We start from the raw sequence: 24,353 nt of genomic DNA, 5'->3' as shown, positions 1-24,353 counted from the left end.
GGAGAACCTATGAAAATCCTACTTGCCGAAGATGAAGCTCAACTAAATCGCGTCATCACTGTTGCTTTAGAACGCGAAGGCTACAGCGTTGATTTTGTTTTTAACGGACAAGACGCTGTCGAAAAGGCTAAATCTAACCACTATCACCTCATGATTTTTGACATCATGATGCCAATCAAAACTGGAATCGAAGCCCTCAAAGAAATTCGCCAGGCAGGCAATACGACCCACGTCATCATGCTGACAGCCATGGCCGAAGTGGATGACCGCGTAACCGGACTCGATGCAGGTGCTGACGACTACTTGGCCAAACCTTTCTCGCTCAAGGAACTCTTGGCTAGACTTCGCTCTACTGCACGCCGCCTGGAAGACTATACCCCGGATACAGTCCAATTAGGAAATACCCGCTTGGATATTGACGAACAAGAATTGACTGCTACAAACAGCATTCGTTTGGGGAAAAAGGAGACTCAACTCTTGACCCTCCTCATCCAGCATGCTAACCAAGCCCTCAGTTGTCAACAACTACTAGAGCAAGTCTGGCCAGATGAGCTGGAAGAAAGTGATCACGAGCTCGTCTTTCTCTATATCTCCTACCTACGCCAAAAACTCCAAAGTGTTCAGTCTAGCTTACAAATACTTGGGCCAGCAGAAGGCCCCTTCCAATTGACAGGAGGTGACTAGATGTTTCGAAAACTACGCATCAAGTTTATTGTCACAGCCACTGCTGCTATCGCTCTGATTCTTGCTTTTTTTCTGGTCTTGATGAATAGCATCGTCTATACTCAGACAGAGGATAATATCCAAACCGTCCTCTCCATCTTGTCTAAAAATGAAGGCGAACTCCCAATCACAGATGAAATCAAGGAAAGTTTCACCAAAAAGAACATCCAGGAAGGGATTATCTACAATTTTCAGTATTTCTCTGTCAGAGAAAAGGGGAATGACTACACTATTTCTCTAGGGAATGTCCAATCACTGACCGAAGCAGACGTTAGAGGTTTTCTCCAGAGAATTCTTAAAAAACCAGAAACCTATGGCACGATTACTCGCAACGGGCGCTACTTCACCTACCAGATTAGTCAGACAGCTTCGGGCAAGCTCCTAGTCTTCTTTGAAGCTACCAACTACATTCGCGAACGAGACACCCTCTTTCAAGTATCTATCTGGTTATCACTAGCTAGCCTATTTCTCCTTGCTCTGCTCTTTACCTTGATTTCTGGGATTGTTATCCGTCCCTTTGTCAAGAACTATGAAAAACAACGGATGTTTATCACCAATGCAGGACACGAACTCAAAACACCGCTGGCTATCATCTCAGCCAATACCGAGCTTCAAGAACTCATGGAAGGAGAGACCGAGTGGAGCATCAGTACCAAAGAACAGACCGAGCGTCTCAACCACCTGATTGGAAGACTGATCCGACTTGCTCGGCTCGAGGAGCAAGAGGATATCAAACTAGCTCCTCAAAACATCTCCGTCATCGCTGAAAAGGTCGCCTCAGATTTTGCTCCTCTCTTTACCAAAGAGGATAAAAAATTTGAAAGCCTGATTGAAGCAGACCTTGTAGAAAAAGTAGCCCAAGAGGAATTTTATGAGCTTCTTAGCATTCTTCTCGACAATGCCCGCAAATACTGTGATCCAGCAGGCACCATCCGTCTGACTCTCAAACGCAAAGCCTATCTCCTACGCAAACGCACCTGTATCACTGTGTCTAACGACTACAAGGATGGGCAGCCTGCCAATATTAAACGCTTCTTTGATCGCTTCTACCGCACCGAAACATCACACAATAACCAAACCACCTCTGGGTATGGCATTGGTCTCTCCATGGCCCAGCACCTTGTCAGCCTGTTTAGAGGAAAAATCTTTGTCACCTATAAAAAGCAGGTGATTACCTTTACCATCTGGTTGTAAACGTGGGAAAGCCTAGTCAGAGTTTACTCAATCAAAATACAAGGAGATGCCCATGGAATTTTTAATAGCCGAGGAAGGAGTTCCTCAAAACATCGGTTGTGAAGGGGCAACGATAGCATATTATGGGAGTGAGATAGCATTTCATTATGAAACCGTTCCACCGCATGGAGATGAAATTTTTTCTGCAAACTTGCCACTGTTAGATATGCAGCTTCCATTTTGGATCTATGGGAGAAATTTGATATTTTTAGATGCCTATTACATGCTTGCTGAAACCGTACAGAAAGGCACTTGGGATCCTATAACAAGCATGCTTATCAATATCCATACAGGAAAATATGCAAGTTTGGATCACTGGTACAACAACATTTCGGTTAAGGAAAAAGAAATTGAGTTAAAAAATGACTACGATGGAAGATCTATGATTTTAAAAGATGTTGATGGGCTTAAGTGGCTTTAGAAATGTAAAATGCAAATGTTAGTTTTATATTAAAGGAGAAGAACAATGGCCAAAAAAAGAGTGACCTTACCTAAAAATTTTGATGAACTGATTACAGCAGGAGATATTGAAGCTCTTAAAGCCGTATATGATAAATGTGAGCTTACTGCTCATGACGGCAGATACAGCCTCAATACAGCACTTCATTATGGCGGGGTTCCTGATGAGCTTGTTATCTGGCTGGTAGAACAGGGGTTAGATGTTAATACTCCTGATTATTATGGGCGGACGCCATTATATAAGCATGCCACGCTGGGTAGGGATACTGTGAAACTACTTTTTGAATTAGGCGGAGATATACAAAAACCTGATACATATGGAAGTACACCACTGCATACGGCAGCAGGGTTTTTCCGCCCTAAGATAGTCAGTTTTTTGATTGAAAAAGGTGCAGATGCTAATGCAAAAAATGTTATGAGGCGAACTCCACTAGCCGAAACCCTTGCTACTTGCAGGAATATTAATATTGTACAGGCAGCAGAAATTGCAGAAATGCTCATAAAGGCGGGCGCTAAGGTAACTCCTGATATGGCAGAAAGAGTCGAACTAATCGGTAAGGATTTTGAATTTCACAGAGAAAACTTTAATAAAGACTACTTGACTGAAACAGAAGCAGGGCTTGAGAGACTCTATGCACTGTTTGATGTAAAGCCTGCTCCGAAACGCAAGATACATGACGGAGTTTCTCCTATTATTGTAGAAGATGGTCCTTGGCAAAAGCAATACGATGAACTTTGGGAGATGTTGATTCCTTCAAGCGGACCTGCGAAAACAGTACAAGGCGAAGTGATCCGTATAACAGGGCGCGTACAGGATGAGCTCTATAGAAATGGCGGTGTCAACTGGGATAAACACTACCGGAACATGCTTAAAGCCCTGCCAAATCATTTCGCTTCAGGTACACCGCTTTCCGAAGAAGAACTGGAAGAAACTAAGGAACTGATTTCCAGCATCCGTGCAAAAGGCAGTGATGAAGATACTATAACTGAACGTTTGTGTGAACTTTCGGTTCTCTGGGTAAGCTTAAATCCTGATCCGCTTCCTTTAGGGGAAATAAATTATAACAGATGAGTACATAATCTGTAGGAGACCTAAAATGGTCAAATTAAAAGATATAGGAAATTTTAAATCTGTTCCACAAATTGTAGGTGATATTATAAAGGGGAATATACCCGCACTAGATGAGTATTTTCAAAGGGATGGAGTATTGTGACAGTTGTTTCTTGATGCTGGATCTTGATCCTGATACAGAGGGAAAAGAAGGGCAGATTATTGGCTATATCCATGATCCTGATGAAGTTGTGTATGTGGCAGAAAATCTTAAAGACCTAATTTTTTCGATCATTAGGGAAATAAAAGATTTAGAAAGAAGCTGTTTATGGAAAAAATACAAACTTCACAAGAGTGGTTACAGAAATACCAAGAAATAAAACACCTGCTCACTTCGTCTATCAATTATGCAGACTATTTTGATAGGAAAGAAATACAGGACATGGAAGTTTTTGTTTTGGATATGGGGGAAGTGACTTTTCCTAGTGGAGAAATTCTGGTCCGAGATCCTTTGGTCTGGCTCCGTAGAGAGGAAAAGCCTTACTTACAATCTGTTCCCAAAGGAACATATAGACTAAAAACTTTAGTAGCCAAGATAGAAGAAGACCATTACAGGTATGTAGCAACGAGAATCCAATTTACAGATCAAGTGCCAGTCATCTACTATGAAGCACTGACTGGTGATGAAGATATAGACACTGTTGAGAAAGACTCTTATTTTGGATTTGCAGTTGACGCAGGTCTAGCAACGATAGTGGACGTTGACACCAAGAATGCCTACTGCGATTTTGAAGAGAGTTGGTATAAAGAAAATCCTGACAAAAATATCTACGACGATTTCTTTGCAGCAGTTTTTGCTCAAAATGCCATAGACAATCCCCTTTATCAACGTGAGGGCGGAGATTGGATTAATTTTAAAATCCCCAACACTGACCTAAGCATTCCGATGATCCAATCAGGTTTTGGAGATGGTGTCTATCCTGTGTACTTTGGCTATGATAAGGATAATCAGCTTTGTGATTTAGTTGTCGAATATATTTACCTAGGATAGAGAGGTGTAACCATGTCATTAGAAAAAGTCTATGATTATTTTCATCATTATGATTCTGGCACCTACCAAGTTGTAGCCTGCATGGGAAACGAACCCTCCGAAGAGGAGATACAAGATTTTGAAAAACTGTATCAAATCAGTCTTCCAGACGACTTTAGAGAATTTACCATGTCACCCTTAGGCGGACTATATATGGAAGTCAGGGAGGAACTGTGGCCTAGAGCTAAAGCATTTGATGTGGCACCATTTTGGACATTTTGCCGTGGTATTAAGGTTTACGGTATTGCAAATGGGATACCTGATTTTCTAGACATTCGACTGAAGACCAAAGAATTACATGAACTAGGCTTTGTAAATTATATCCCTTTTCTGTCTATCATCGGTGATGGAGATGTGATTTTCTGCTTTGATAACAATAATCACATTGTCGCCTTAGATTGGTATAGTAGTGGAGAGGCTGAAGAACTTGATAGTGACTTTTCAGATCTTTTGCTCAAGCAAATCCAAGAACTGGAGGAGCGTAAAAACAGAATGTTAGAGAGAATCGAGAAACAGAAAAAAGAAAAATAAGCCATGTACTGACCAAACTGCCTCTAATGTCAATACAACAGCACGGAACTCAAAAGAGCTGGAAACCAGCTCTTCTTTTTATTTGACAACAAGCTCGTAGCGAGTTTTGCTGGTAAAGGTTTGTCCTGCTTTGAGAATGACTTGGTCTTTGAGGTCACTGTGAATAGCATCTGGTAAGGCCTGCGCTTCAAGGGCAATCCCATTGTGCTGCACCATTGGCTGACCTCCTATGATGACACTCTCATCCACAAAGTTTGCTGTGTAGACCACAAAGCAAGGGGCCTCTGTCTTGAAAAGTAGGAAGCGACCTGAGTTTTGGTCATAAAGGAAACCAGCATTGTCATGACCTGCAGGAAGAGCAAATGGGTGATCCAAACCAGATACTAACTGGATTTGCTCATCATCCTCTGCAAAGATATCCTTGAGCAAAGCACCATTGTAGATGTGTTTCACCACATCGCGATCAGCATCTGGAGTTTTTGCTGGCACACCGTCTGGAGCGATTGGGTAAATGCCCTCCGTATTTAATTGGAAGACATGACGGTCAACCGTCTGCGTGAAATCACCAGACAAGTTAAAATAGCTGTGGTTGGTTGGATTGACAAGCGTATCCTGATCTGTCGTCACCTTATAGCTGACTTCGTAGGCACCAGTTTCTTCCAAGTGATAGCTGATCCAGATCTTGAGGTTACCAGGGAACCCTCCTGTCCCGTCTGTACGCTCTGTGTAGAGGGTCAAGCCATGGTCGCTCACCTCGACCAATTCAAACAAGCTCGAATCCCAACCTGTTGAACCACTGTGGTTACAGTTGCTAGCATTGTTGACTTCAAGGTCATAGGTCTTGCCATTGAGCTCAAATGTCGCACCTGCAATACGGCCCGCTACAGGACCTACACTTGCTCCATGCTTGGGACTATTGCCTACATAGCTATCAAAATCATCAAAGCCCAAAATCACATTGGCAAAATTCCCAGCCTTGTCAGGCGTGACATAGCGCAAGATGGTCGCACCATAAGTCATAATTTCTAGTTGGTAGCCACTGTCAGTCTCAAAGCGATAGGCCAAGATATCCTTGCCCTCATGATTTCCAAATACACGCTCTGTGTATGCTTTCATTCTTCTCTCCTTTGATCCATTTCTCTTAAGTAAACAAACCATAGAGAGTGTATGCACCATCCATCTATGGTTGTAGCTTCTGTTTTCAGAATCCTTTGTCAGAAAACCTTAAGTATCTTCTTAACAAAAGGGGGTTCTTCTATACTTGTTTTTATGCTTCTACACGTTCAGTCCATGAAGTCGCTGTGGTTTGGAGAACTTTGTTAAGTTCGTCAATGTTCTCAAAACCTGTTGTGCGAAGCCATTCACGAGCTGCTGCTTCACCGTCTTTGATGTAGGCTTCAACTGATCCAGCCCATGTAGCACGGCCACAAAGAACTCCGTTGAAGTTTGCGCCTGATTCGTGGGCAAAGACAAGTGTTTCTTGAAAGAGTTTAGCTGATACACCTGCACTCAAGTAGATGTATGGCAAGTTAGTTGCTTCATCTTGCGCTTTAAAGAAGGCTGCTGCTTCTTCACGAGTATGAACGATTTCACCATCGCCAAAACCTTCAACGTATTTCACATTGACTGGAACTTCTACTTTCAAGACATCGATGTTGAAGCGTGGGTCTGAGAAGACCTTCATAGCACCGATAACCTTGTGTGGTTTTACTTTAGCGTATTCTGCAGAACCTGCGTCAGCGATTTTTTCATCGTAAGCCAAGATTTCAAGGAAGAATGGAATGTCTTCCGCTACACACTCCGAACCAATGCGTTCGATGTAGGCTTGTTTTTCTTGGTTGAGTTCGTCAGAGCTGTCTACATCGTAGTAAAGCAAGAATTTGACAGCATCTGCGCCTTGTTCCTTGATACGTTTGGCAGACCAAACATCCAAGCAGTCTGGCAAGCGTTTGGTGCTAGTTGTATCGTAGCCAGTTTTCTCATAAGCAAGGAGAAGACCAGCATTGGCATCAAGCGCTTTTGTAGCTGGAAGACCATACTCAGGGTCAAGAAGCATAGATGATGCGTATTTTGTCAATTCATCTGCAACCAAGACTTTGAGTTCTTCCATTTGAGCCACTGTTGGTTCTTCTGTTTGGTATTGAGCCATGAGGCGTTTCAAAGCACCACGTTGGTCAAAGGCAAGAGCTGAGATAATGCCGTTCTCGTCAGAGAGTTTTTGTAAGCAGGCTACTTTATTGGGACTTAGTTGTAATTTACTCATAGACACTTCCTTATTTTTGATAGTCATGAATGATAACACCTTGTACCACACGGTTTACGGTACCTGTAGGAGATGGTGTATCTGGTTTGTTTTCCACTTTAAGCGAAGTCAATAGGGCAAAGAGTTGGGCATATACGATGTAAGGGAAGACACGGTAAATATCGTTCAAGACACCACCACAGCCAAGGGCTACTTCTTTGACATTTTCAAGACCAAAGGCTTGATCACTCAAAAGCACAACACGACGAGCAATCTGGTCACCAGCCACTTCACGAACCAAGTCCAAATCGTACTTGCGAGTGTAGTCTGTCGTTGTGCCAAAGACCAAAACAACGGTATCTTCGTTAATCAATGATTTTGGACCGTGACGGAAGCCGACTGGGCTTTCATACATGGTCGCAACTTGACCAGCTGTTAATTCCAAAATCTTCAACTGAGCTTCATGAGCAAGTCCAAAGAAAGGACCAGCGCCCAGGTAGATAACACGGTTAAAGTCGAGGTCAACCAGCTCTTTAACATCTGCTGCATTTTCTAGAACCTTACGCGCAAGGCTCGTCACAACATCAAAACGTTCAGCTTTCACAGCAAATTCTGTAGGATCAAAGACCAAGAGAGCTGTCAACATCATGGACGTAAAACTAGAAGTCATGGCAAATCCAGCGTCATTAGAAGCAGCTGGTTGCAAGAGCAAAAGATTGCGCTCATCGCCATGAGCTTGAAGAGCCAATTTACCTTCTGCAGCACAAGTAATGGTCACTTGATAGAGATCATCCACCAAGGCTTTGGCCAAATCAACAGTTGCAACACTTTCAGGTGAATTCCCACTACGAGCAAAGGAAACAAGGACAGTCGCCACATCTTTTTTTAGATAAGTTTCTGGATTGGCAACGATATCTGTTGTCGCAATGGCGTTGAAATTCCATTTGCGTTCGTCATAGACTTCCTTAAAGTATGGTACCAAGGTATCTCCCACATAAGCAGAAGTACCAGCACCCGTCAAGATGACCTTAATATAGTCATGTTTATCAGCGATTCCTTGTAGGAATGCTGCAATTTCTTCCCGTTTCGCTTGATAGGCTTCAAAAGCCTCTTTCCATACATCAGGCTGTTGGTAGATTTCACGCGTAGTGATTTCTGCACCCAGTTCAAGTAATTCTTCTTTTGTGTAATTTAGCATAGAGTTCCTCTAATCTATTGTTGTTTCATTCCTATTGAAAATATGGGAATGGGATTGACTCCCATTCCCATGTATATTCTATACAAGCTGTTCTAACGATTTTCACGTTGTCACATCGTATACTCAATGAAAATCAAAGAGCAAACTAGGAAGCTAGCCGCAGGCTGCTCAAAGCACTGCTTTGAGGTTGCCGGATAATACTGACGAAGTCAGTAACATCTATACGGCAAGGCGACGCTGACGTAGTTTGAAGAGATTTTCGAAGAGTATTATTCATCTTCGTCATCATCGAAGCCTGCTAACAGGTCGTTGACTTTCACAATGCTTTCTGCAGCACGGCTCTTATAATCCGCATCTGCACCTGTAAGGCTGGCATTGATAAATTCAATCACCATTGGAAGATTCATCCCTGCGTAGAGTTCAATGTCGCGACCTTCCATGATCAAACGGCTTACCACGTTACATGGTGTACCACCGAGAAGGTCCGCAAAGACTAGGAAATCATCCAATCCTTCGATAGCAGCTTCAAATTTTGCAGTAAATTCTTCTGGGCCATCTTCTGGAAGAAGAGCCACTGCACGAATGTTGTCCTGTGGACCCATGATCATTTCTGTGCTACCTTTAAGTTCTTCACAGAAACGACCATGACTCACCAAAATTAATGATTTACTCATAAATTATGCGCCCATTCCAAGCAAGAATTTACCGATGAATGAAAGACCTACTGCAAGAACGATAATGATACCGATCGCTTTAGTAGAGTTCATACCTTTCTTACCAAGCAACCAGAAGATAAAGGCAGTAAAGATTGCTGGGAGCAAACGTGGGAAGATTGAGTTCAAGATGTCTTGGAAGTCAATCATCTTTTCACCGATTGGCAATTTGTAAGAAATGTCAAAGTTGATCATTGTTGCTACAAGAGCACCCATCATGAAGACACCAAGTACAGATGCAGCGTCAATCAAAGCTGTCAAAGTACTTTGCATGTTGTTGATAAGGTTAACCCCTTCTTTGTAGGCAAATTCCAATTGTTTCCAACGGAAGATGTCATAAGCAACTGCAACTGCGATCCAAAGGAAGATACCCCATGGTTGGCCAGCGATAGCCATAGTTGCTGCGATAGATCCCATGATAGCAGGTACAAGTGAACCAAAGATTGTGTCTCCAAGAGGAGCAAATGGTCCCATCAAACCTGTCTTGATACCGTTAACGGCATCTTTTGAACCTACACCATCTTTTTCTTCCATGGCAAGGTCAAAACCAGCGATAATTGTGTGGAAGAATGGTGAAGTATTGAAGAATTGAGTATGAACTTTCATCATTTCTTTCAATTCAGGAGTTCCATCCCCATACATTTTACGCAATTGAGGCAAGATCATGTAAAGGTAACCAGAAGCTTGCATACGTTCATAGTTCCAACCTAATTGGAAAGTAAACAAGCTACGTTTGTTGATTTGATTAAAATCTTCTTTTGTAAGTTTGTAATTAGAATTCGTCATCTTCGATTTCCCCACTTTCTGATGGTGTAGAAGGTGCTGCTACAGCTACTTTTTGGCTGTTCTTAAAGTGAACAACTGCAAGGAAGATACCTACGATAGAAACACCAATCATAGATAAACCTTTGAAGTTATTAGCAAAGCCAATCTTTTCAGCAACATCAGCAGGAAGAGTACCAAGGATACCCGCAACAGCTCCACCAAGACCTGTTACATATGAGTAAAGAACAGTCAACATAGCTGTCAAACCGAATCCCATTGCAAGGTAGTGAAGGTTACGTTTAACTGGAAGGTAACGAAGCAAGATTGCGAATCCAAGACCTGGAAGCATACGACCTGCAAGTGTCAAACCGTCTGCAACCCATTGATATTCTTTAACGAGGTCTACTACTGATTGTACGAAAGCACCACCAAAAGCAAGAGCGAAGAATACTGGAAGGGCACGAGAAAGAGCCCAAGGCACTGCACCAAGTAGGTAGTTGCGCTCGATACCTTTGTAGTCAAAGCGTTCGATTGCAGCATCAATACGGTGTGCAAAGAAAGTAGTTGTCATACGTCCAAGAACGTCGAAGTATGTCAAAAGTGCTGCTACTGGTACAGCGATTGTTGTGATCGCAAGGTCTGTATCAATACCTTGAGAGATAGAGAATGCTGTTGCAAGAACCGCACCAGAAGTTGCGTCGATACGAGAAGCACCACCAAAGGTACCAACCCCGAGAACGAACAACTGCAAGCTACCACCGATAAACAAACCAGTTGTCACATCTCCCATGATCAAACCAGTAATGAAACCAGCGAATACAGGGGAACCTGCAGATGAAACGATTGTCAACTCATCACAGATTTGATAAGCTGAGTACAAAGTGAGAAGTAAAATTTGCCACCATTGTATCATAACAATGACCTCCTAAAAATTTTTTCCTATTTTAATAAGCTCAAAAAGTCTGAAACTGGATCATTTGGAACCATTTGAGCAGTGAGTTTCACACCTTTTTCTGCTAGTTTGTGGAAGTCTTCCACATCCTTGTCTACCACGTTGATAGAACGTGTGATAGAGCGAGTTTCTGGTGTTTGAGACATATTGCCAACGTTGAGTGTTTCAAGCGGAACACCTGCTTCGACCAAACCAAGGAAACGGTCTGGTTTACGTGCAACGATAAAGAGACGTTGGCTATCGTATTTACCAGCAAGGATATTCGCTGCCGCTTTTTCAACCGGCAAGATACTGAGTTTCACACCTGGTGGTGTAGCAAGTTTCAAGCCGCTCTTTTCAATATCGTTGTTAACGACTTCATCGTCTACAACCATAATGCGCGAAACGTTTAGTTTCCCTGCCCAAAGATTGGCTACTTGACCGTGGATCAAACGTCCATCGATACGGCATCCTACAATTGTCATAAATTTTCCCCCTTTATGTGTTTTAGTGTAGGTTTACGAGTTAAATGAATCTCTTCTTTATATTCACCTTCAGTTTCAAAGATGATGATGCGGTTAGCACCTTCCTTGAGATAGCTATGAGGGATATAAAGTGAGAGGGTCGGGCCGACGTTCCAGAAACGCCCTAGGTGGCGCCCGTTGACAAAGGCAACCCCCTTACCAAACTCAGACAAGTCTAAGTAGGTATCCTTCGGCTCTTCGACCGTAAAGTCGAAAGCGTAAAAGGCTGGTTGTCCTTCTGTCCATCCTTTTGAAAAATCAATTTTCTCAGGATTATCCAGTGGTAGTGGATATTGTTTCCAATTCAGTAAGAAATGTAGATCCTTGCAGACACCTGTACGAATTCCTTTACGCTGCGTATCTGCCAAGAACTTATGTCCGTAGTTGACACGCCCCATATTTTCGACCAAGATGTCAATCTCTGAAAAGCCTTCTCTGTTGCCCTGACAGTAGATATCTTGACCAATTTCTGTCTGGTATTGAGTGGCGATCCATTGACCATCTACATAGAGTTGAGCTCGGTCACGTCCATCGATAATACGGAGACGTTCCTCTTCTGCATCCCAACTTGCTTCGGTACGATAAAGAAGGTAACCATAACTTTGACCAAGTTCTTCCATCGCTTTTGGATAGAGGCTTTCAGTTGGACTTGCCAGACTATCCAGGGTTTCAAACAAGGAAACTTTTTCGACTAGTGGAATGGATTCCATTTCCATGCTTTCCTTGTAAAGCGGTTCCAACTGTGGATACTCCGGGAAGTGTGTTGCCATCATCTTCTTAACTGCTAGGTATTTAGCAGTTGGATTTCCTTCTTCATCAAGAAGGGCATCGTAATCATAAGACGTAACTTGTGGCAGGTCTAAAGTTCCTCTAGCCGAGCAGCCATTCATGAAACCAAAGTTTGTTCCGCCATGGAACATATAAAGGTTGATGGATCCTTGCTCTAACACCTCTCGAACAGCTTCTGCCAACTCTTTTGGATCACGCGTGATGATAGGTTCTTTCCAACGGTTGAACCAGCCATCCCAGAATTCCATGCACATGAGGGGCCATTTCTTACCATGCTCATCAAAGAATTCCTGCATCTGTGAAAAGTTGTAAGGAGCCTTAGAACCAAAATTCCCTGTCACAAAGAGATCATCTTCGATCAAGGTTCCGGCTTTCAGAGTCGCTCTCCAAGGACCGTCTGAAGTAAAGAGTGGGCAATCAATCCCTCGATCTTCCATCAATTTCCGAATCGCTCTCAGATAAGACTTATCTTCTCCATAAGAGCCATACTCGTTTTCAACTTGCATCATGAGAATGTTTCCGCCATTTTCCAACAAGCGAGGCACAAGCCTTGGCAATAATTGGTCATAATAGCGAGCAACTGCCTCAATGTAGGCCGGGTCGGACGAGCGGATTCGCATGGGCTTGGTCAAGAGCCAAGCTGGTAAGCCACCGAACTCCCACTCTGCACAGATAAATGGAGACGGACGCACAATAGCATAAAGTCCCAAATCTTGTGCAATTTGAAGAAATCTCTCCAAATTTCTGGCACCTTCAAAATCAAACTCCCCTTCAACAGGTTCGTGTAAATTCCAAGCCACATAGGTCTCAACTGTATTAAAGCCAAGCGCCTTTAAGTTGTAGAGAGAATGATACCAATCCTCTTCTGGAATCCTAAAATAATGAATGGCGCCGGACAAAATCTTGAACGGTTTTTCGTTTAAATAGAAATCGTCCTCAATTTTAAATCTTGTCATGTTATTACCTCTGACAAATTAAGTTTGCGCTTTCATTTGTTATAATATTAACTATAATCAAATCTCGTGCATTTGTCAATAGGTTTTAGAAAATTATTTAAAATTTTTCTATTTTTTTACTTCTTTTTTACCAAAATTATCTAAAAAATGGCATAAGATGAGGGCTTTTGCACGACCTCTGTTTAGATGACACTTTTATATATGTGCAAAATAATATTTTTAATGTATTATGTTATTTTTTCATCTAAATGCTACTATTTTCTTTGTGTTTGTGGTAAAATCAAAGAAGGAGAAAGAAAAAAATTGAGGTGCAATTATGGCTATTCCAAAATACCAATATATTAAAGACGAACTCAAGAATAAAATCATTTCAGGTCAATTTGCGAGTGGAGACAAGTTTTATACTGAAGCAGAGTTGATCGCCATGTATGATGTCAGTTCTATCACAGTTGTTCGTGCTTTGAACGACCTTGCCAAAGATGGCTATATTGTCCGCCAGCAAGGAAAAGGAACTTTTGTTTCACGCGCTCGTAAGCACAAACTCGTTGAGTTTTCAGACGTAGAAATTTTTGAAACAAAAGACGATAAGGTAACTGTCCTTTCTATCGAACGTGGAAATAAGCTTGAATATTTGGAAAAACTTGGTTTGCGTGGAGACCAGTTCTACTACAAGATTGAACGGACACGTCAAACAAACGATGTGACCTATATCTACCACACTTCTTATATTCCTGAGCAATACATCAATGCCAACTATCCAAATCTTGACTATTATAGTTCTATCTATAAACGTTTCAAGCTGGATTACCGCATTCACATGACTGATGAGCATTTTGAGGAAATCAACGAGATTGCCTTTCCAACACCAGAGCACGCTGCTTCTGTACTTGGAATCGATACACAATTCCCAACTGTCTTCCAAACCAAGACTACAAAACTTGAGGCCACTGGCCAAGTCCTTGCCTATAGCGAAACTTATAAGCGAGCAGACTACTACAAAATCAAATTCATCTCATGTAACCGAGGTCATTAAGAAAAAGCCTGAGCCTAGCTCGGCTTTTTCTATTTCATTATAGCACGCTTGATTTGCAATGAACAGGCGAGAAAGGGTGAATCTTTAATTAGTAGCGCTTTTACTAAAAACAAGTTAAATAGAAACTACTGGTTTTCCACAAAAACAAACGAATCAAAAAACAGCTTCCTAATCTTATGATTTTCTCCATTTATTATAGTTCTTTCATAAAGCCGCTTGACTTTTTATATCTTAGATAATAAAATAAAAACAGTTTTGTGAAAACGTTATCATACAATATAATAATAGGGAGGTTTTATCATGAAACTAGAAAAGAAACAGCGCTTCTCCATTCGTAAGTACGCGATTGGGGCAGCTTCTGTACTCATAGGATTTGCCTTTGGTACCCAAGTCGCGTCTGCCGACAGCGTCACTCCAACACCAGAAAATCCAAGCACAGCTCAAACTGCTCAGGGACAGCCACAGGATGCTGAGACATCGGTTGAAAGCAAGCTTGAAGAAAGGGGTGAAGCAAAAAACAAGGAGGAGAAGGATGCTTCAGCTACACTCGCTCCAACAGTCGAAAAAACTGAATCCCCAGTAGTTGCAGAGAAAGCTGACGAGACTCCAGTCGCTGAAAAAGTTACTCCTGTTTCAAAAGAACAATCAGAACCAGTTAAAATTGACGAAGAAAAGAAAAATGAACCAGCAACGCCTGCTGCAGTTGCTCCGAGCACTGAACGAGCAAGTCAGGTAAATGAAAAACTGGCCAAAAGAAAAATGATCTCAATCGACGCTGGACGCAAGTACTTTTCTCCAGATCAACTCAAGGAAATCATCGACAAGGCTAAACACTACGGCTATACTGACCTCCATCTATTAGTTGGAAATGATGGCATGCGTTTCATGCTAGATGATATGACCATCAAAGCCAATGGCAAAACCTATGCAAGTGACGATGTTAAACGTGCACTCGAAAACGGAACTGATGCCTACTACAAGGATCCAAATGGCAACCACTTAACAGAGAGTCAGATGACTGACTTGATTAATTATGCCAAAGATAAAGGTATTGGCCTCATCCCAACTGTAAACAGCCCTGGCCACATGGATGCTATTTTGCATGCCATGAAAGAACTAGGTATCCAAAAGCCGAATTTCAACTACTTTGGTAAGGAATCTGCTCGTACCGTTGACCTTGATAACAAAGAAGCTGTTGAATTTACCAAAGCTTTAATCGACAAGTATGCCGCATACTTCGCTGGCAAATCTGATATCTTCAACATCGGACTAGATGAATACGCCAACGATGCTACAGATGCCAAAGGTTGGAGCGTTCTTCAAGCCTACAAGTGGTATCCAGAAGATGGTTTCCCAGATAAGGGTTACGACAAATTTATCGCCTACGCCAATGACCTTGCTCGCATCGTCAAATCTCACGGCCTCAAGCCAATGGCCTTCAATGACGGTATCTACTATAATAGCGACACTAGCTTTGGAACTTTTGACAAAGACATCATCGTTTCTATGTGGACTGGTGGATGGGGCGGATACGACGTCGCTTCTTCTAAACTTCTAGTTGAAAAAGGTCACCAAATTCTAAACACCAACGATGCTTGGTACTACGTTCTCGGACGAAATGCAGATGGCCAAGGCTGGTACAACCTGGACCAAGGACTCAATGGTATCAAGAACACTCCAATCACTTCGGTGCCAAAATCTGAAGGGGCAGATATTCCATTTATCGGCGGTATGGTAGCTGCTTGGGCAGATACCCCATCTGCACGCTATTCACCATCACGCCTCTTCAAACTCATGCGTAGCTTCGCAAATGCTAACGCTGAGTACTTTGCTGCTGACTATGAGTCTGCTGAGCAAGCTCTGAAAGAAGTTCCAACAGCCCTTAACCGCTATACTGCAGAAAGTGTCGCAGCTGTCAAAGAAGCTGAAAAGGCCATTCGCTCACTCGACAGCAATCTCAGCCGTGCCCAGCAAGACACCATTGACCAAGCAATTGCAAAACTTCAAGAAGCTGTTAGCAACCTAACCTTCACACCAGAAGCTCAAAAAGAAGAAGACGCGAAACGCGAAGTTGAAAAACTTGCCAAGAACAAGGTAATCTCTATCGACGCTGGACGCAAGTACTTCTCAGCTGAGCAACTCAAACGTATCATTGATAAAGCTAGCGAACTTGGATATTCTGACATTCATCTCCTCCTAGGAAATGACGGACTTCGCTTCCTACTTGATGACATGACTATCACTGCTAACGGTAAAACCTATGCAAGTGACGATGTCAAAAAGGCCATTATCGAAGGAACAAAAGCTTACTACGATGATCCAAACGGAACCACTCTTAGTCAAGCAGAAATCACTGAATTAATCGAGTACGCAAAATCAAAAGGTCTCGGACTCATCCCAGCGATTAACAGCCCAGGGCACATGGATGCCATGCTCGTCGCTATGGAAAAACTTGGAATCAAGAATCCTCAAGCCAACTTCGACAAGGTCTCCAAAACAACCATGGACCTCGAAAACGAAGAAGCGATGAACTTTGTCAAAGCTCTTATCAGCAAGTATATGGACTTCTTTGCAGGCAAGACTAAGATCTTCAACTACGGTACAGACGAGTACGCTAATGACGCTACCAACGCTCAAGGCTGGTACTACCTCAAATGGTACGGGCTCTATGGCAAGTTTGCTGAATACTCTAACACCCTTGCTGCTATGGCCAAAGAAAGAGGCCTTCAACCAATGGCCTTCAACGATGGTTTCTACTACGAGGACAAGGATGATGTTGAGTTTGACAAGGATGTCATCATCTCTTACTGGTCTAAAGGATGGTGGGGCTACAACCTTGCATCTCCTCAGTACCTTGCAAGTAAAGGCTATAAATTCCTTAATACTAACGGAGACTGGTACTACATTCTCGGTCAAAAACCAGAAGATGGTGGTGGCTTCCTCAAAAAAGCTCTCGAAAATACCGAGAAAACTCCATTTAATCAACTAGCATCAACTAAATACCCTGAAGTTGACCTTCCTACTATTGGTAGTATGCTTGCTATCTGGGCAGATAGACCAAGTGCTGAGTACAAGGAAGAAGAAATCTTTGAACTCATGACTGCCTTTGCAGACCACAACAAAGACTACTTCCGCGCTAACTACAATGCACTCCGTGAGGAGCTTGCTCAAATTCCAGCAAACCTAGAAGGATACAGCAAAGAAAGTCTTGATGCCCTCAATGCAGCTAAAGAGACTCTCAACTACAACCTCAACCGTAGTAAACAAGCCGAGTTAGATGCTCTCGTAGCCAAACTCAAAGCAGCCCGTCTAGGTCTCAAACCAGCGGCAACCCACTCAGGAAGCCTCGACGAAAATGAGTCATCTGCCAATGTTGAAACCAAACCGGAACTCATCACAGGAGCAGAAAAGATTCCATTTGAAGTTATCAAAAAAGAAAATCCGAACCTCCCAGCTGGTCAGGAAAAGATCATCACACCAGGTGTAGAGGGCGAACGTACTCATTACATCTCTGTCCTTACTGAAAATGGTAAGAAAACAGAAACCGTTCTAGATAGCCAGGTAACCAAAGCGCCTGTGACCCAAGTGGTTGAAATCGGTGTCCCTATTACTCACAAAGGGGATGAACACGGGCTTGCTCCAGCCACAGAAGCAAAACCAAGACTGGATATCCAAGAGGAAGAGATTCCGTTCACTACCGTGACACGTGAAAATCCACTCTTACTCAAAGGGAAGACTCGAGTTGTTACTAAAGGTGCTAACGGTCGTCGCAGTCATTACTACTCTGTGAGCACTACTGCTGACGGTAAGGAAGTGAAAACTCTTGTAGATAGCCTTGTAACCCAAGAAGCAGTGACCCAAGTTATCGAAGTCGGAACCCTTGTAACTCATGTAGGGGATGAACACGGGCTTGCTCCAGCCGCAGAAACAAAACCAAGACTGGACATCCAAGAGGAAGAAATTCCATTCACTACTGTGACACGTGAAAATCCTCAATTACCAAAAGGACAAACACAAGTTGTTACTAAGGGCGCTAACGGCCACCGTACTGCCTTCTACTCTGTAAGCACTACTGCTGATGGAAAAGAAGAAAGAACACTTGTCAATAGCGTAGTAACACAGGAAGCGGTCGCTCAAATCGTTGAAGTCGGCACTGCCGTTGAGAAAGCTGAGCAAACTGTACCAACTACTGTCAAAGCACATGAAAAACAACTCCCTGCAACAGGCAGCCAAGATTCTGCAGGCTTGGTCGCAGCAGGACTCATGGCGACTCTAGCAGCCTACGGACTCACTAAGAGAAAAGAAGATTAAATCTCTTCGATAAGAATAGAAAAAAGCGAGATTCAATCTCGCTTTTTTATTTTATGATTAGTCACCCAAACCAATGCGTTCGAAAATTTCATCCACTCGTTTGGTGTAGTAAGTTGGGTTGAAGATTTCATCGATTTCTTCTTGAGTCAGGCGTGATGTTACTTCTGGATCTGCTTCAAGAAGTGGTTTAAAGTCTACTTGGTTATCCCAAGAGTAGGCTGTTTTTGGTTGCACCAAGTCATAGGCTTGCTCACGAGTCATCCCTTTTTCAATCAAAGTCAACATAGCACGTTGGCTAAAGATTAGACCGAAAGTTGAGTTCATGTTGCGGATCATGTTTTCTGGAAAGACTGTCAAGTTCTTGACAATATTTCCAAAACGGTTAAGCATATAGTCAATCAAGATAGTCGTATCTGGTGTAATGATGCGCTCAGCTGATGAGTGAGAGATGTCACGTTCATGCCAAAGGGCTACATTCTCATAAGCTGTCACCATGTGACCACGGATAACACGCGCCAGACCAGTCATGTTTTCAGAACCGATTGGGTTGCGTTTGTGTGGCATAGCAGATGAACCTTTTTGCCCCTTGGCAAAGAATTCTTCTACTTCGCGTTGCTCAGACTTTTGCAAACCACGGATCTCAGTAGCCATGCGTTCGATTGAAGTTGCGATGCTAGCAAGAACTGCAAAGTACTCAGCGTGGAGGTCACGAGGAAGCACCTGTGTAGAGATTTCTTGAGCACGGATACCCAATTTGTCGCAGACGTATTTTTCAACGAATGGTGGGATGTTGGCAAAATTACCAACCGCACCAGAAATCTTACCAGCTTCCACACCAGTAGCCGCATGCTCGAAACGCTCAATGTTGCGTTTCATTTCGCTATACCAAGTCGCCAATTTAAGACCAAAAGTTGTCGGCTCAGCGTGCACACCGTGAGTACGGCCCATCATGATCGTGAACTTGTGCTCCTTAGCCTTGTCAGCGATGATGTTGGTGAAGTTTTCAAGGTCACGACGAATGATGTCGTTGGCCTGCTTGTAAAGGTAACCATAGGCCGTGTCCACCACGTCGGTAGAAGTCAAACCATAGTGAACCCACTTGCGCTCTTCACCAAGCGTCTCAGAAACCGCACGTGTGAAGGCCACCACATCGTGGCGAGTCTCCTGCTCAATCTCCAAAATACGGTCGATGTTAAAGTCTGCCTTCTCGCGAATCAAAGCCACATCTTCCTTAGGGATTTCCCCCAACTCAGCCCATGCCTCGTCAGCCAAGATTTCCACCTCAAGCCAAGCACGGTATTTATTTTCTTCACTCCAAATGTTCGCCATCTCAGGGCGAGAGTAACGTTCGATCATTGTTTTGCTCCTTAATAATTATTTTTTGTATAATCTCAGCATTCTTCGTATCCTCTAATTCCACATAGGCTTGTCTCAACATCTCTAAATCTTGAATGTCTAGGTATATAAATACCCTCCGAAAAGCATCAATTGATTCTTTATATTTATCAGAACGAAATGATATAATAGCATATTCTATATATATTTGAGGTATTACAATCTCCTGATCAGGAATTTCTACTATCTCTTTTACTTTTTTATATAGAGCATCCATATCATTCAGCCACGATTCATCAAATTCCATAAAGTATTTATAAGATTCTACTATATGCTTGTAACTCTTAAAATCTCTCTTAGAATATACATTATATACTTCCAAAAATTCTTCTTCTAATTTTAGTCTACTTCGTATAATTAACTGTCTTACAATTTCTTCTTCCTCTAATTCGACTTTTTCAATGTATTGCACTGGAATCAAATTAGATATTAACTGAGAGTTTTTTATATCATCATGATCATTATAATAAAGTATACTTTTAGAAACAATAAGATCCTTCGCCTCCTTTGATAGAGAAATAATTCTATCCAGAGCGAAAAAAATATTAAATAACAAAAGAGGTATCTTTAAGACATCAGACTCTGTTTTAAAATTTGCAATTACCAATGCAATAAAGAAAATTAGATAAACAATAGATTTTTTGAAGAGTTGTACTTCGCTACTAGAACTACCTTGATACATCCACATTATTAATGTCAAAGCCCCAAATAATGCTCCACCTAACAAGTCATTTAAAGGAATAATATGCTGGATTGCGTAGGAATAAAATACAGAACCAATTAATATAGCTATCATCGCAACAAATTGATATCTCTTTTTTTTTATCTGTTTTTTATTATATAAGTTTATTATTTCTTCAAGATAATTCAAATTTTGTATTATTCTATAATAACCTAATCCCCCAATAGGATAAAAGAATTGCATAGGTATAAAAAGACCTATTAATAAAAGTGCAAAAAATTGCAATTTATAAAACAATATAAGGAAAATTGATAGTACTACTAAAACAATTAACTTTATAATAAAAATATGTTTTGATTTGTAAAAAATATAGAAAGCTATTGTTATTAATATAATCAGTAATATCAGTGGAACAATATACCCTAAAGCATCATCAATTGTCCCAACAATATATATCAATGACGTTCCGGATAAAAAAGTAGCTACAATAAATAAAATTGAAAGGATGTCTCGCTGTCTATTGTCTTTGGAAGCTTGACTTATTATCGGTAGTACATATGTATTTATAAATTTTAGATTATTCACGAATCCTCCCCAAAAACTCCTCCACCTCATCCGGCACATCACTAAACAAAGTCACATGCCCCATCTTGCGGTTGTACTTCGCTTCTATTTTACCATACATGTGGAGGTGGGTGCTTGGATTTTCTGTGACATACTTTTCAGCAGCCTCGACATGCTGGCCGAGGACATTGAGCATGACGGCTGGGGCATGCAGGTGGATAGCTGGCAATGGTGCTCCAAGAACACCTAAAATATGCGTGTCAAATTGTGAAAAGTCACAGGCTTCGATAGAGTAATGCCCAGAGTTGTGTGGGCGTGGGGCAATTTCATTGACGATGATGTCATCAGCTGTCGCAAACATTTCCACGCAAAGGGTTCCAGATAGGTTCAGTTGTTCTGCGATTCGCACGGCCATAGCCTTAGCTTTCTCAGCTAGACTTTCTGAAATGCGGGCTGGTACGATGGTCTTAGACAGGATATTGTTGCGGTGAATATTTTCCTGAACTGGGAAAACCGTCACATCCTTACCATTACCAGACACGATGACAGAAATTTCAAGGTCAAAGCTGACAAATTTTTCCAAAACACAGTCTGCTGAGTCGGCTAGCGCATAGGCTTCTGCCAAATCTGCTTCTGAGCGAATGACCTTCTGACCATGGCCATCATAGCCACCAGTCGCAGTCTTTAGAACATAGTTTTTGGACAGGTCAATCTCCGCCAAGTCTTGGCTAGAAGTCACAACCTTATAAGGGGCAACAGTGACTTGAGCCTTATTTGAGAGGAAGTCTTTCTCAAAGATCCGGTTTTGGGAGATGCGAAGCAGGTCGGTCCCTTGAGGAAGCTGACCATCCTTGATAACCGCATCCAAACCGTCTGCATCAACATTTTCAAATTCATAAGTGAGGACATCGCAACGCTCAGCCAACTGACGAAGGGCATCCACATCATTATAAGGAGCCACGATGATTTCCGCCACACGAGAGGCCGGGCAATCCGCCGCAGGATCCAGCGCGATAACCTTGTGCCCCATGTAGATAGCAGAAATGGCCATCATCTGTCCCAGCTGACCACCACCGATAATTCCGATTGTTTTAGATGAGCTCATTTGTAGACTCCTCTGCGATTTTTCCTTGTTCTTCTGCGAAATCCGCTAACGCTATTGCAATAGCCTGATCCTCTACTGACAGGAGACGGAGGGCAAAGAGGGCCGCATTTGTCGCTCCCGCTTCCCCAATAGCCATAGTTGCCACAGGTACACCGCCCGGCATCTGCACAATCGAATAAAGAGAGTCCAGGCCACTGAGCACGCGTGATCTGACCGGTACGCCGATGACAGGCAGGGTGGTTTTAGCCGCTACCATTCCTGGTAAATGGGCTGCACCACCAGCACCCGCGATGATGACCTTGATACCACGGCTACGAGCTTCTTCGGCATGTCTGAACATGAGGTCTGGTGTCCGGTGGGCAGAGACAACCTTCTTTTCGTAGGCTACACCGAAACGGTCTAGGACTTCGGCGGTTTTTTGCATGATTGCCCAGTCAGATTTTGAGCCCATGATAATGGAAATTACTGGTTTCATTTCTTCTCCTTTTTCTTCCTTTCAACAATCACCTTAGGTTGTGAGGGACGGTAGCAACCACCAAAGGTGTCTCATACCTAAATCGTAAGCCCCAGGTCTTCCGATTTCCCTGAAGGCTTGACTAATAAATCCAAGCCTTCTTTCACAACGGCGGTGATTGTTATTTTATTGCTCGCTAATGCTCGCAAGTTATGCAACCATTATCGTATTTGGCGACTTCGTCGCGTTATTCTTATATCTTTACTTAATGGCCTTGCTTCCGATATCGGTTCGGTAGAAGAGGCCTTCTGTGTTTTGTTGGGCGAGTTCACTGTAAATAATGTTTTGTCCGTCTTTGACGGTGTCTGCTGTGGTGACGAGCATATAAACACGTCCACCGTTTGATAGCAGTGCTCTGCTATTTTCCGAAAACTTAGCCCCTGCATAGTAGGTGATGATATCTCCCTCGGTTTTTGCTGGCAATTCAACACCTTTTTCATAGTCTAGCGGGTAGCCGTTTGACGCGACAACCACACCCAGAGTCACGCCCTTATCCGTCCACGTGATATTTGGCTCCTTACAATCAAGGATATCCGTAATATTTTGTGCAAAGTCAGATGTCAAACGAGGCAGGATAATCTGAGTTTCTGGATCTCCGAAACGAGCGTTAAACTCGATAACCTTAGGTCCATCAGCTGTCAAGATAAGACCGGCATAAAGGACACCCAGATAAGGGCGACATTCTTTAATCATCCCTTCAAGGACTGGCTTGACAATAGTCTCCACTGCCGTATCAACTACACTCTGTGGCAAGTGAGGAACCGGCGCATAGGCACCCATACCACCAGTGTTAGGACCCTTATCGCCATCGTAGGCACGTTTGTGATCCTGAGCCGTTGGCATGATGTAGAATTTGTCGCCATTGACAAAGGCAAAGAGAGAGAACTCCTCACCGTCGAGGAATTCCTCGATGACCACACGCGCACCTGAGTCACCGAATTTATTATCCAAGAGCATCTCATGAGTGGCTTCGACTGCTTGCTCAACCGTTTCAGCAACAACAACACCCTTCCCAAGCGCCAAACCATCTGCCTTGACAACGATTGGAGCTCCTTTCTCCTCGATATAGGCCTTGGCTGCCTCGAAATCTGAAAATGTACCATAGGCTGCTGTCGGAACACCGTATTTGACCATAATTTCCTTGGCAAAATCCTTGGACCACTCTAGCTCCGCTGCAGCCCTAGTCGGACCAAAGGTCTTGAGTCCAGCTTGGTTAAAATCATCTACAATCCCAGCAGCCAGGGCATCATCTGGACCAATGAAGGTCCAAGCGATATCGTTGGTCCTTGCAAAGTCAATTAACTTAGAATGTTCGGAAATAGAGATATTTACCAATTCCAGACCATCCAAAGTCATTCCGTCATTCCCAGGAGCTACAAAGACTTTTTCAACGTCTTTTGATTCAAGCAACTTCTTAGCAATCGCATGTTCACGACCACCCGAACCGACAACTAACAGCTTCATCTTACAACCTCTTTTGCGAATTATTTACTAATATTATAACACAAACGTTCGCTTTAATCTCGTTCCACTCCGCGTTTTAG

The 24,353-nt window shown here is 42.7% G+C and carries 21 protein-coding genes and 1 pseudogene; 9 read left to right on the top strand and 13 right to left on the bottom strand.

Annotation, left to right across the window (positions count from 1 at the left end):
- The first annotated feature begins 9 nt into the window (after positions 1 to 9).
- The 7 genes and pseudogenes from BLS46_RS08415 (at position 10) to BLS46_RS08385 (ending at position 5,087) form a co-directional block, all read left to right on the top strand.
- The gene (locus BLS46_RS08415) at positions 10 to 684 is read left to right on the top strand and encodes a response regulator transcription factor (protein WP_093586932.1); all 675 of its coding nucleotides are present in this window, start codon (positions 10 to 12) and stop codon (positions 682 to 684) included.
- Entirely contained in the window at positions 685 to 1,917 is a 1,233-nt protein-coding gene (locus BLS46_RS08410; protein ID WP_093586930.1) for a sensor histidine kinase, read from the top strand. It begins immediately after the preceding gene.
- Positions 1,918 to 1,969: 52 nt separating this feature from the next.
- Positions 1,970 to 2,377, top strand: coding sequence for a hypothetical protein (locus tag BLS46_RS08405; protein ID WP_093586928.1), 408 nt, complete (start codon positions 1,970 to 1,972; stop codon positions 2,375 to 2,377).
- A 45-nt stretch (positions 2,378 to 2,422) separates the two neighbouring features.
- Complete coding sequence (locus BLS46_RS08400; RefSeq protein ID WP_093586926.1) at positions 2,423 to 3,487, top strand: ankyrin repeat domain-containing protein; 1,065 nt, start codon at positions 2,423 to 2,425, stop codon at positions 3,485 to 3,487.
- Positions 3,488 to 3,618: 131 nt separating this feature from the next.
- Positions 3,619 to 3,771 (top strand): annotated as a pseudogene (locus BLS46_RS08395) (SMI1/KNR4 family protein); the annotation flags it as partial.
- Between the two features lie 23 nt (positions 3,772 to 3,794).
- Positions 3,795 to 4,517 carry a DUF4241 domain-containing protein gene (locus tag BLS46_RS08390; protein WP_093586924.1) on the top strand — a complete coding sequence of 241 codons (723 nt, stop codon included), beginning with the start codon at positions 3,795 to 3,797 and terminating at the stop codon, positions 4,515 to 4,517.
- Between the two features lie 12 nt (positions 4,518 to 4,529).
- On the top strand, positions 4,530 to 5,087 hold the full coding sequence (locus BLS46_RS08385) for an SMI1/KNR4 family protein (protein WP_093586922.1): 558 nt from the start codon (positions 4,530 to 4,532) through the stop codon (positions 5,085 to 5,087).
- A gap of 78 nt (positions 5,088 to 5,165) precedes the next feature.
- Here the strand turns inward: BLS46_RS08385 and BLS46_RS08380 are convergent, their stop codons facing one another.
- From BLS46_RS08380 to BLS46_RS08340, 8 genes are all read right to left on the bottom strand, one after another.
- Positions 5,166 to 6,203: an aldose epimerase family protein gene (locus BLS46_RS08380; RefSeq protein WP_093586920.1), complete on the bottom strand. Its 1,038-nt coding sequence runs from the start codon at positions 6,201 to 6,203 to the stop codon at positions 5,166 to 5,168.
- 151 nt (positions 6,204 to 6,354) lie between these two features.
- Positions 6,355 to 7,350, bottom strand: coding sequence for a tagatose-bisphosphate aldolase (lacD, locus tag BLS46_RS08375; RefSeq protein ID WP_084945529.1), 996 nt, complete (start codon positions 7,348 to 7,350; stop codon positions 6,355 to 6,357).
- Between the two features lie 10 nt (positions 7,351 to 7,360).
- The gene (locus BLS46_RS08370; RefSeq protein ID WP_093586918.1) at positions 7,361 to 8,527 is read right to left on the bottom strand and encodes an SIS domain-containing protein; all 1,167 of its coding nucleotides are present in this window, start codon (positions 8,525 to 8,527) and stop codon (positions 7,361 to 7,363) included.
- A 269-nt stretch (positions 8,528 to 8,796) separates the two neighbouring features.
- Positions 8,797 to 9,201 carry a PTS sugar transporter subunit IIA gene (locus BLS46_RS08360; protein ID WP_000045703.1) on the bottom strand — a complete coding sequence of 135 codons (405 nt, stop codon included), beginning with the start codon at positions 9,199 to 9,201 and terminating at the stop codon, positions 8,797 to 8,799.
- Positions 9,202 to 9,204: 3 nt separating this feature from the next.
- Entirely contained in the window at positions 9,205 to 10,026 is an 822-nt protein-coding gene (locus BLS46_RS08355) for a PTS system mannose/fructose/sorbose family transporter subunit IID (protein ID WP_000185284.1), read from the bottom strand.
- Positions 10,013 to 10,918, bottom strand: coding sequence for a PTS mannose/fructose/sorbose/N-acetylgalactosamine transporter subunit IIC (locus BLS46_RS08350; RefSeq protein WP_084851753.1), 906 nt, complete (start codon positions 10,916 to 10,918; stop codon positions 10,013 to 10,015). The genes BLS46_RS08355 and BLS46_RS08350 overlap by 14 nt, the downstream gene beginning before the upstream one ends.
- A gap of 26 nt (positions 10,919 to 10,944) precedes the next feature.
- Complete coding sequence (locus tag BLS46_RS08345) at positions 10,945 to 11,421, bottom strand: PTS sugar transporter subunit IIB (RefSeq protein WP_000156968.1); 477 nt, start codon at positions 11,419 to 11,421, stop codon at positions 10,945 to 10,947.
- The gene (locus tag BLS46_RS08340; RefSeq protein WP_093586916.1) at positions 11,418 to 13,205 is read right to left on the bottom strand and encodes a glycoside hydrolase family 35 protein; all 1,788 of its coding nucleotides are present in this window, start codon (positions 13,203 to 13,205) and stop codon (positions 11,418 to 11,420) included. The genes BLS46_RS08345 and BLS46_RS08340 overlap by 4 nt, the downstream gene beginning before the upstream one ends.
- A 316-nt stretch (positions 13,206 to 13,521) precedes the next feature.
- On the opposite strand from BLS46_RS08340, the gene BLS46_RS08335 reads away from it, so the two are divergent.
- Together BLS46_RS08335 and strH are read left to right on the top strand one after the other, a co-directional pair.
- Positions 13,522 to 14,238: a GntR family transcriptional regulator gene (locus BLS46_RS08335; protein WP_001007184.1), complete on the top strand. Its 717-nt coding sequence runs from the start codon at positions 13,522 to 13,524 to the stop codon at positions 14,236 to 14,238.
- Between the two features lie 300 nt (positions 14,239 to 14,538).
- Positions 14,539 to 18,549, top strand: a complete 4,011-nt coding sequence (gene strH, locus BLS46_RS08330; RefSeq protein WP_093586914.1) for an LPXTG-anchored beta-N-acetylhexosaminidase StrH — start codon at positions 14,539 to 14,541, stop codon at positions 18,547 to 18,549.
- Positions 18,550 to 18,606: 57 nt separating this feature from the next.
- Here the strand turns inward: strH and purB are convergent, their stop codons facing one another.
- The 5 genes from purB to purD form a co-directional block, all read right to left on the bottom strand.
- Complete coding sequence (gene purB / locus BLS46_RS08325; protein ID WP_093586912.1) at positions 18,607 to 19,905, bottom strand: adenylosuccinate lyase; 1,299 nt, start codon at positions 19,903 to 19,905, stop codon at positions 18,607 to 18,609.
- Positions 19,880 to 21,211: a hypothetical protein gene (locus tag BLS46_RS08320; RefSeq protein WP_093586910.1), complete on the bottom strand. Its 1,332-nt coding sequence runs from the start codon at positions 21,209 to 21,211 to the stop codon at positions 19,880 to 19,882. Before BLS46_RS08320 ends, purB begins: the two co-directional genes overlap by 26 nt.
- Positions 21,204 to 22,295, bottom strand: coding sequence for a 5-(carboxyamino)imidazole ribonucleotide synthase (gene purK, locus BLS46_RS08315; protein WP_093586908.1), 1,092 nt, complete (start codon positions 22,293 to 22,295; stop codon positions 21,204 to 21,206). The genes BLS46_RS08320 and purK overlap by 8 nt, the downstream gene beginning before the upstream one ends.
- A complete protein-coding gene (purE, locus tag BLS46_RS08310) occupies positions 22,282 to 22,770 on the bottom strand; it encodes a 5-(carboxyamino)imidazole ribonucleotide mutase (protein ID WP_093586906.1) in 489 nt (162 codons plus the stop codon). The genes purK and purE overlap by 14 nt, the downstream gene beginning before the upstream one ends.
- 240 nt (positions 22,771 to 23,010) lie before the next feature.
- Positions 23,011 to 24,273, bottom strand: a complete 1,263-nt coding sequence (gene purD / locus BLS46_RS08300; protein ID WP_093586904.1) for a phosphoribosylamine--glycine ligase — start codon at positions 24,271 to 24,273, stop codon at positions 23,011 to 23,013.
- Positions 24,274 to 24,353 lie beyond the last annotated feature (80 nt).

The sequence above is a fragment of the Streptococcus sp. NLAE-zl-C503 genome (assembly GCF_900104285.1).
In the GTDB taxonomy this organism is placed as follows: Bacteria; Bacillota; Bacilli; order Lactobacillales; family Streptococcaceae; genus Streptococcus.
Note: the sequence above shows the minus strand (reverse complement) of the source record. Positions and strands in the feature narration are given on the sequence as shown.

Excerpts from the sequence above, each read along its gene's own strand:
- BLS46_RS08415 (WP_093586932.1), top strand. The coding sequence starts at position 10 with ATGAAAATCCTACTTGCCGAAGATGAAGCTCAACTAAATCGCGTCATC.
- BLS46_RS08410 (WP_093586930.1), top strand. The coding sequence starts at position 685 with ATGTTTCGAAAACTACGCATCAAGTTTATTGTCACAGCCACTGCTGCT.
- BLS46_RS08405 (WP_093586928.1), top strand. The coding sequence starts at position 1,970 with ATGGAATTTTTAATAGCCGAGGAAGGAGTTCCTCAAAACATCGGTTGT.
- BLS46_RS08400 (WP_093586926.1), top strand. The coding sequence starts at position 2,423 with ATGGCCAAAAAAAGAGTGACCTTACCTAAAAATTTTGATGAACTGATT.
- BLS46_RS08390 (WP_093586924.1), top strand. The coding sequence starts at position 3,795 with ATGGAAAAAATACAAACTTCACAAGAGTGGTTACAGAAATACCAAGAA.
- BLS46_RS08385 (WP_093586922.1), top strand. The coding sequence starts at position 4,530 with ATGTCATTAGAAAAAGTCTATGATTATTTTCATCATTATGATTCTGGC.
- BLS46_RS08380 (WP_093586920.1), bottom strand. The coding sequence starts at position 6,203 with ATGAAAGCATACACAGAGCGTGTATTTGGAAATCATGAGGGCAAGGAT.
- lacD (WP_084945529.1), bottom strand. The coding sequence starts at position 7,350 with ATGAGTAAATTACAACTAAGTCCCAATAAAGTAGCCTGCTTACAAAAA.
- BLS46_RS08370 (WP_093586918.1), bottom strand. The coding sequence starts at position 8,527 with ATGCTAAATTACACAAAAGAAGAATTACTTGAACTGGGTGCAGAAATC.
- BLS46_RS08360 (WP_000045703.1), bottom strand. The coding sequence starts at position 9,201 with ATGAGTAAATCATTAATTTTGGTGAGTCATGGTCGTTTCTGTGAAGAA.
- BLS46_RS08355 (WP_000185284.1), bottom strand. The coding sequence starts at position 10,026 with ATGACGAATTCTAATTACAAACTTACAAAAGAAGATTTTAATCAAATC.
- BLS46_RS08350 (WP_084851753.1), bottom strand. The coding sequence starts at position 10,918 with ATGATACAATGGTGGCAAATTTTACTTCTCACTTTGTACTCAGCTTAT.
- BLS46_RS08345 (WP_000156968.1), bottom strand. The coding sequence starts at position 11,421 with ATGACAATTGTAGGATGCCGTATCGATGGACGTTTGATCCACGGTCAA.
- BLS46_RS08340 (WP_093586916.1), bottom strand. The coding sequence starts at position 13,205 with ATGACAAGATTTAAAATTGAGGACGATTTCTATTTAAACGAAAAACCG.
- BLS46_RS08335 (WP_001007184.1), top strand. The coding sequence starts at position 13,522 with ATGGCTATTCCAAAATACCAATATATTAAAGACGAACTCAAGAATAAA.
- strH (WP_093586914.1), top strand. The coding sequence starts at position 14,539 with ATGAAACTAGAAAAGAAACAGCGCTTCTCCATTCGTAAGTACGCGATT.
- purB (WP_093586912.1), bottom strand. The coding sequence starts at position 19,905 with ATGATCGAACGTTACTCTCGCCCTGAGATGGCGAACATTTGGAGTGAA.
- purK (WP_093586908.1), bottom strand. The coding sequence starts at position 22,295 with ATGAGCTCATCTAAAACAATCGGAATTATCGGTGGTGGTCAGCTGGGA.
- purE (WP_093586906.1), bottom strand. The coding sequence starts at position 22,770 with ATGAAACCAGTAATTTCCATTATCATGGGCTCAAAATCTGACTGGGCA.
- purD (WP_093586904.1), bottom strand. The coding sequence starts at position 24,273 with ATGAAGCTGTTAGTTGTCGGTTCGGGTGGTCGTGAACATGCGATTGCT.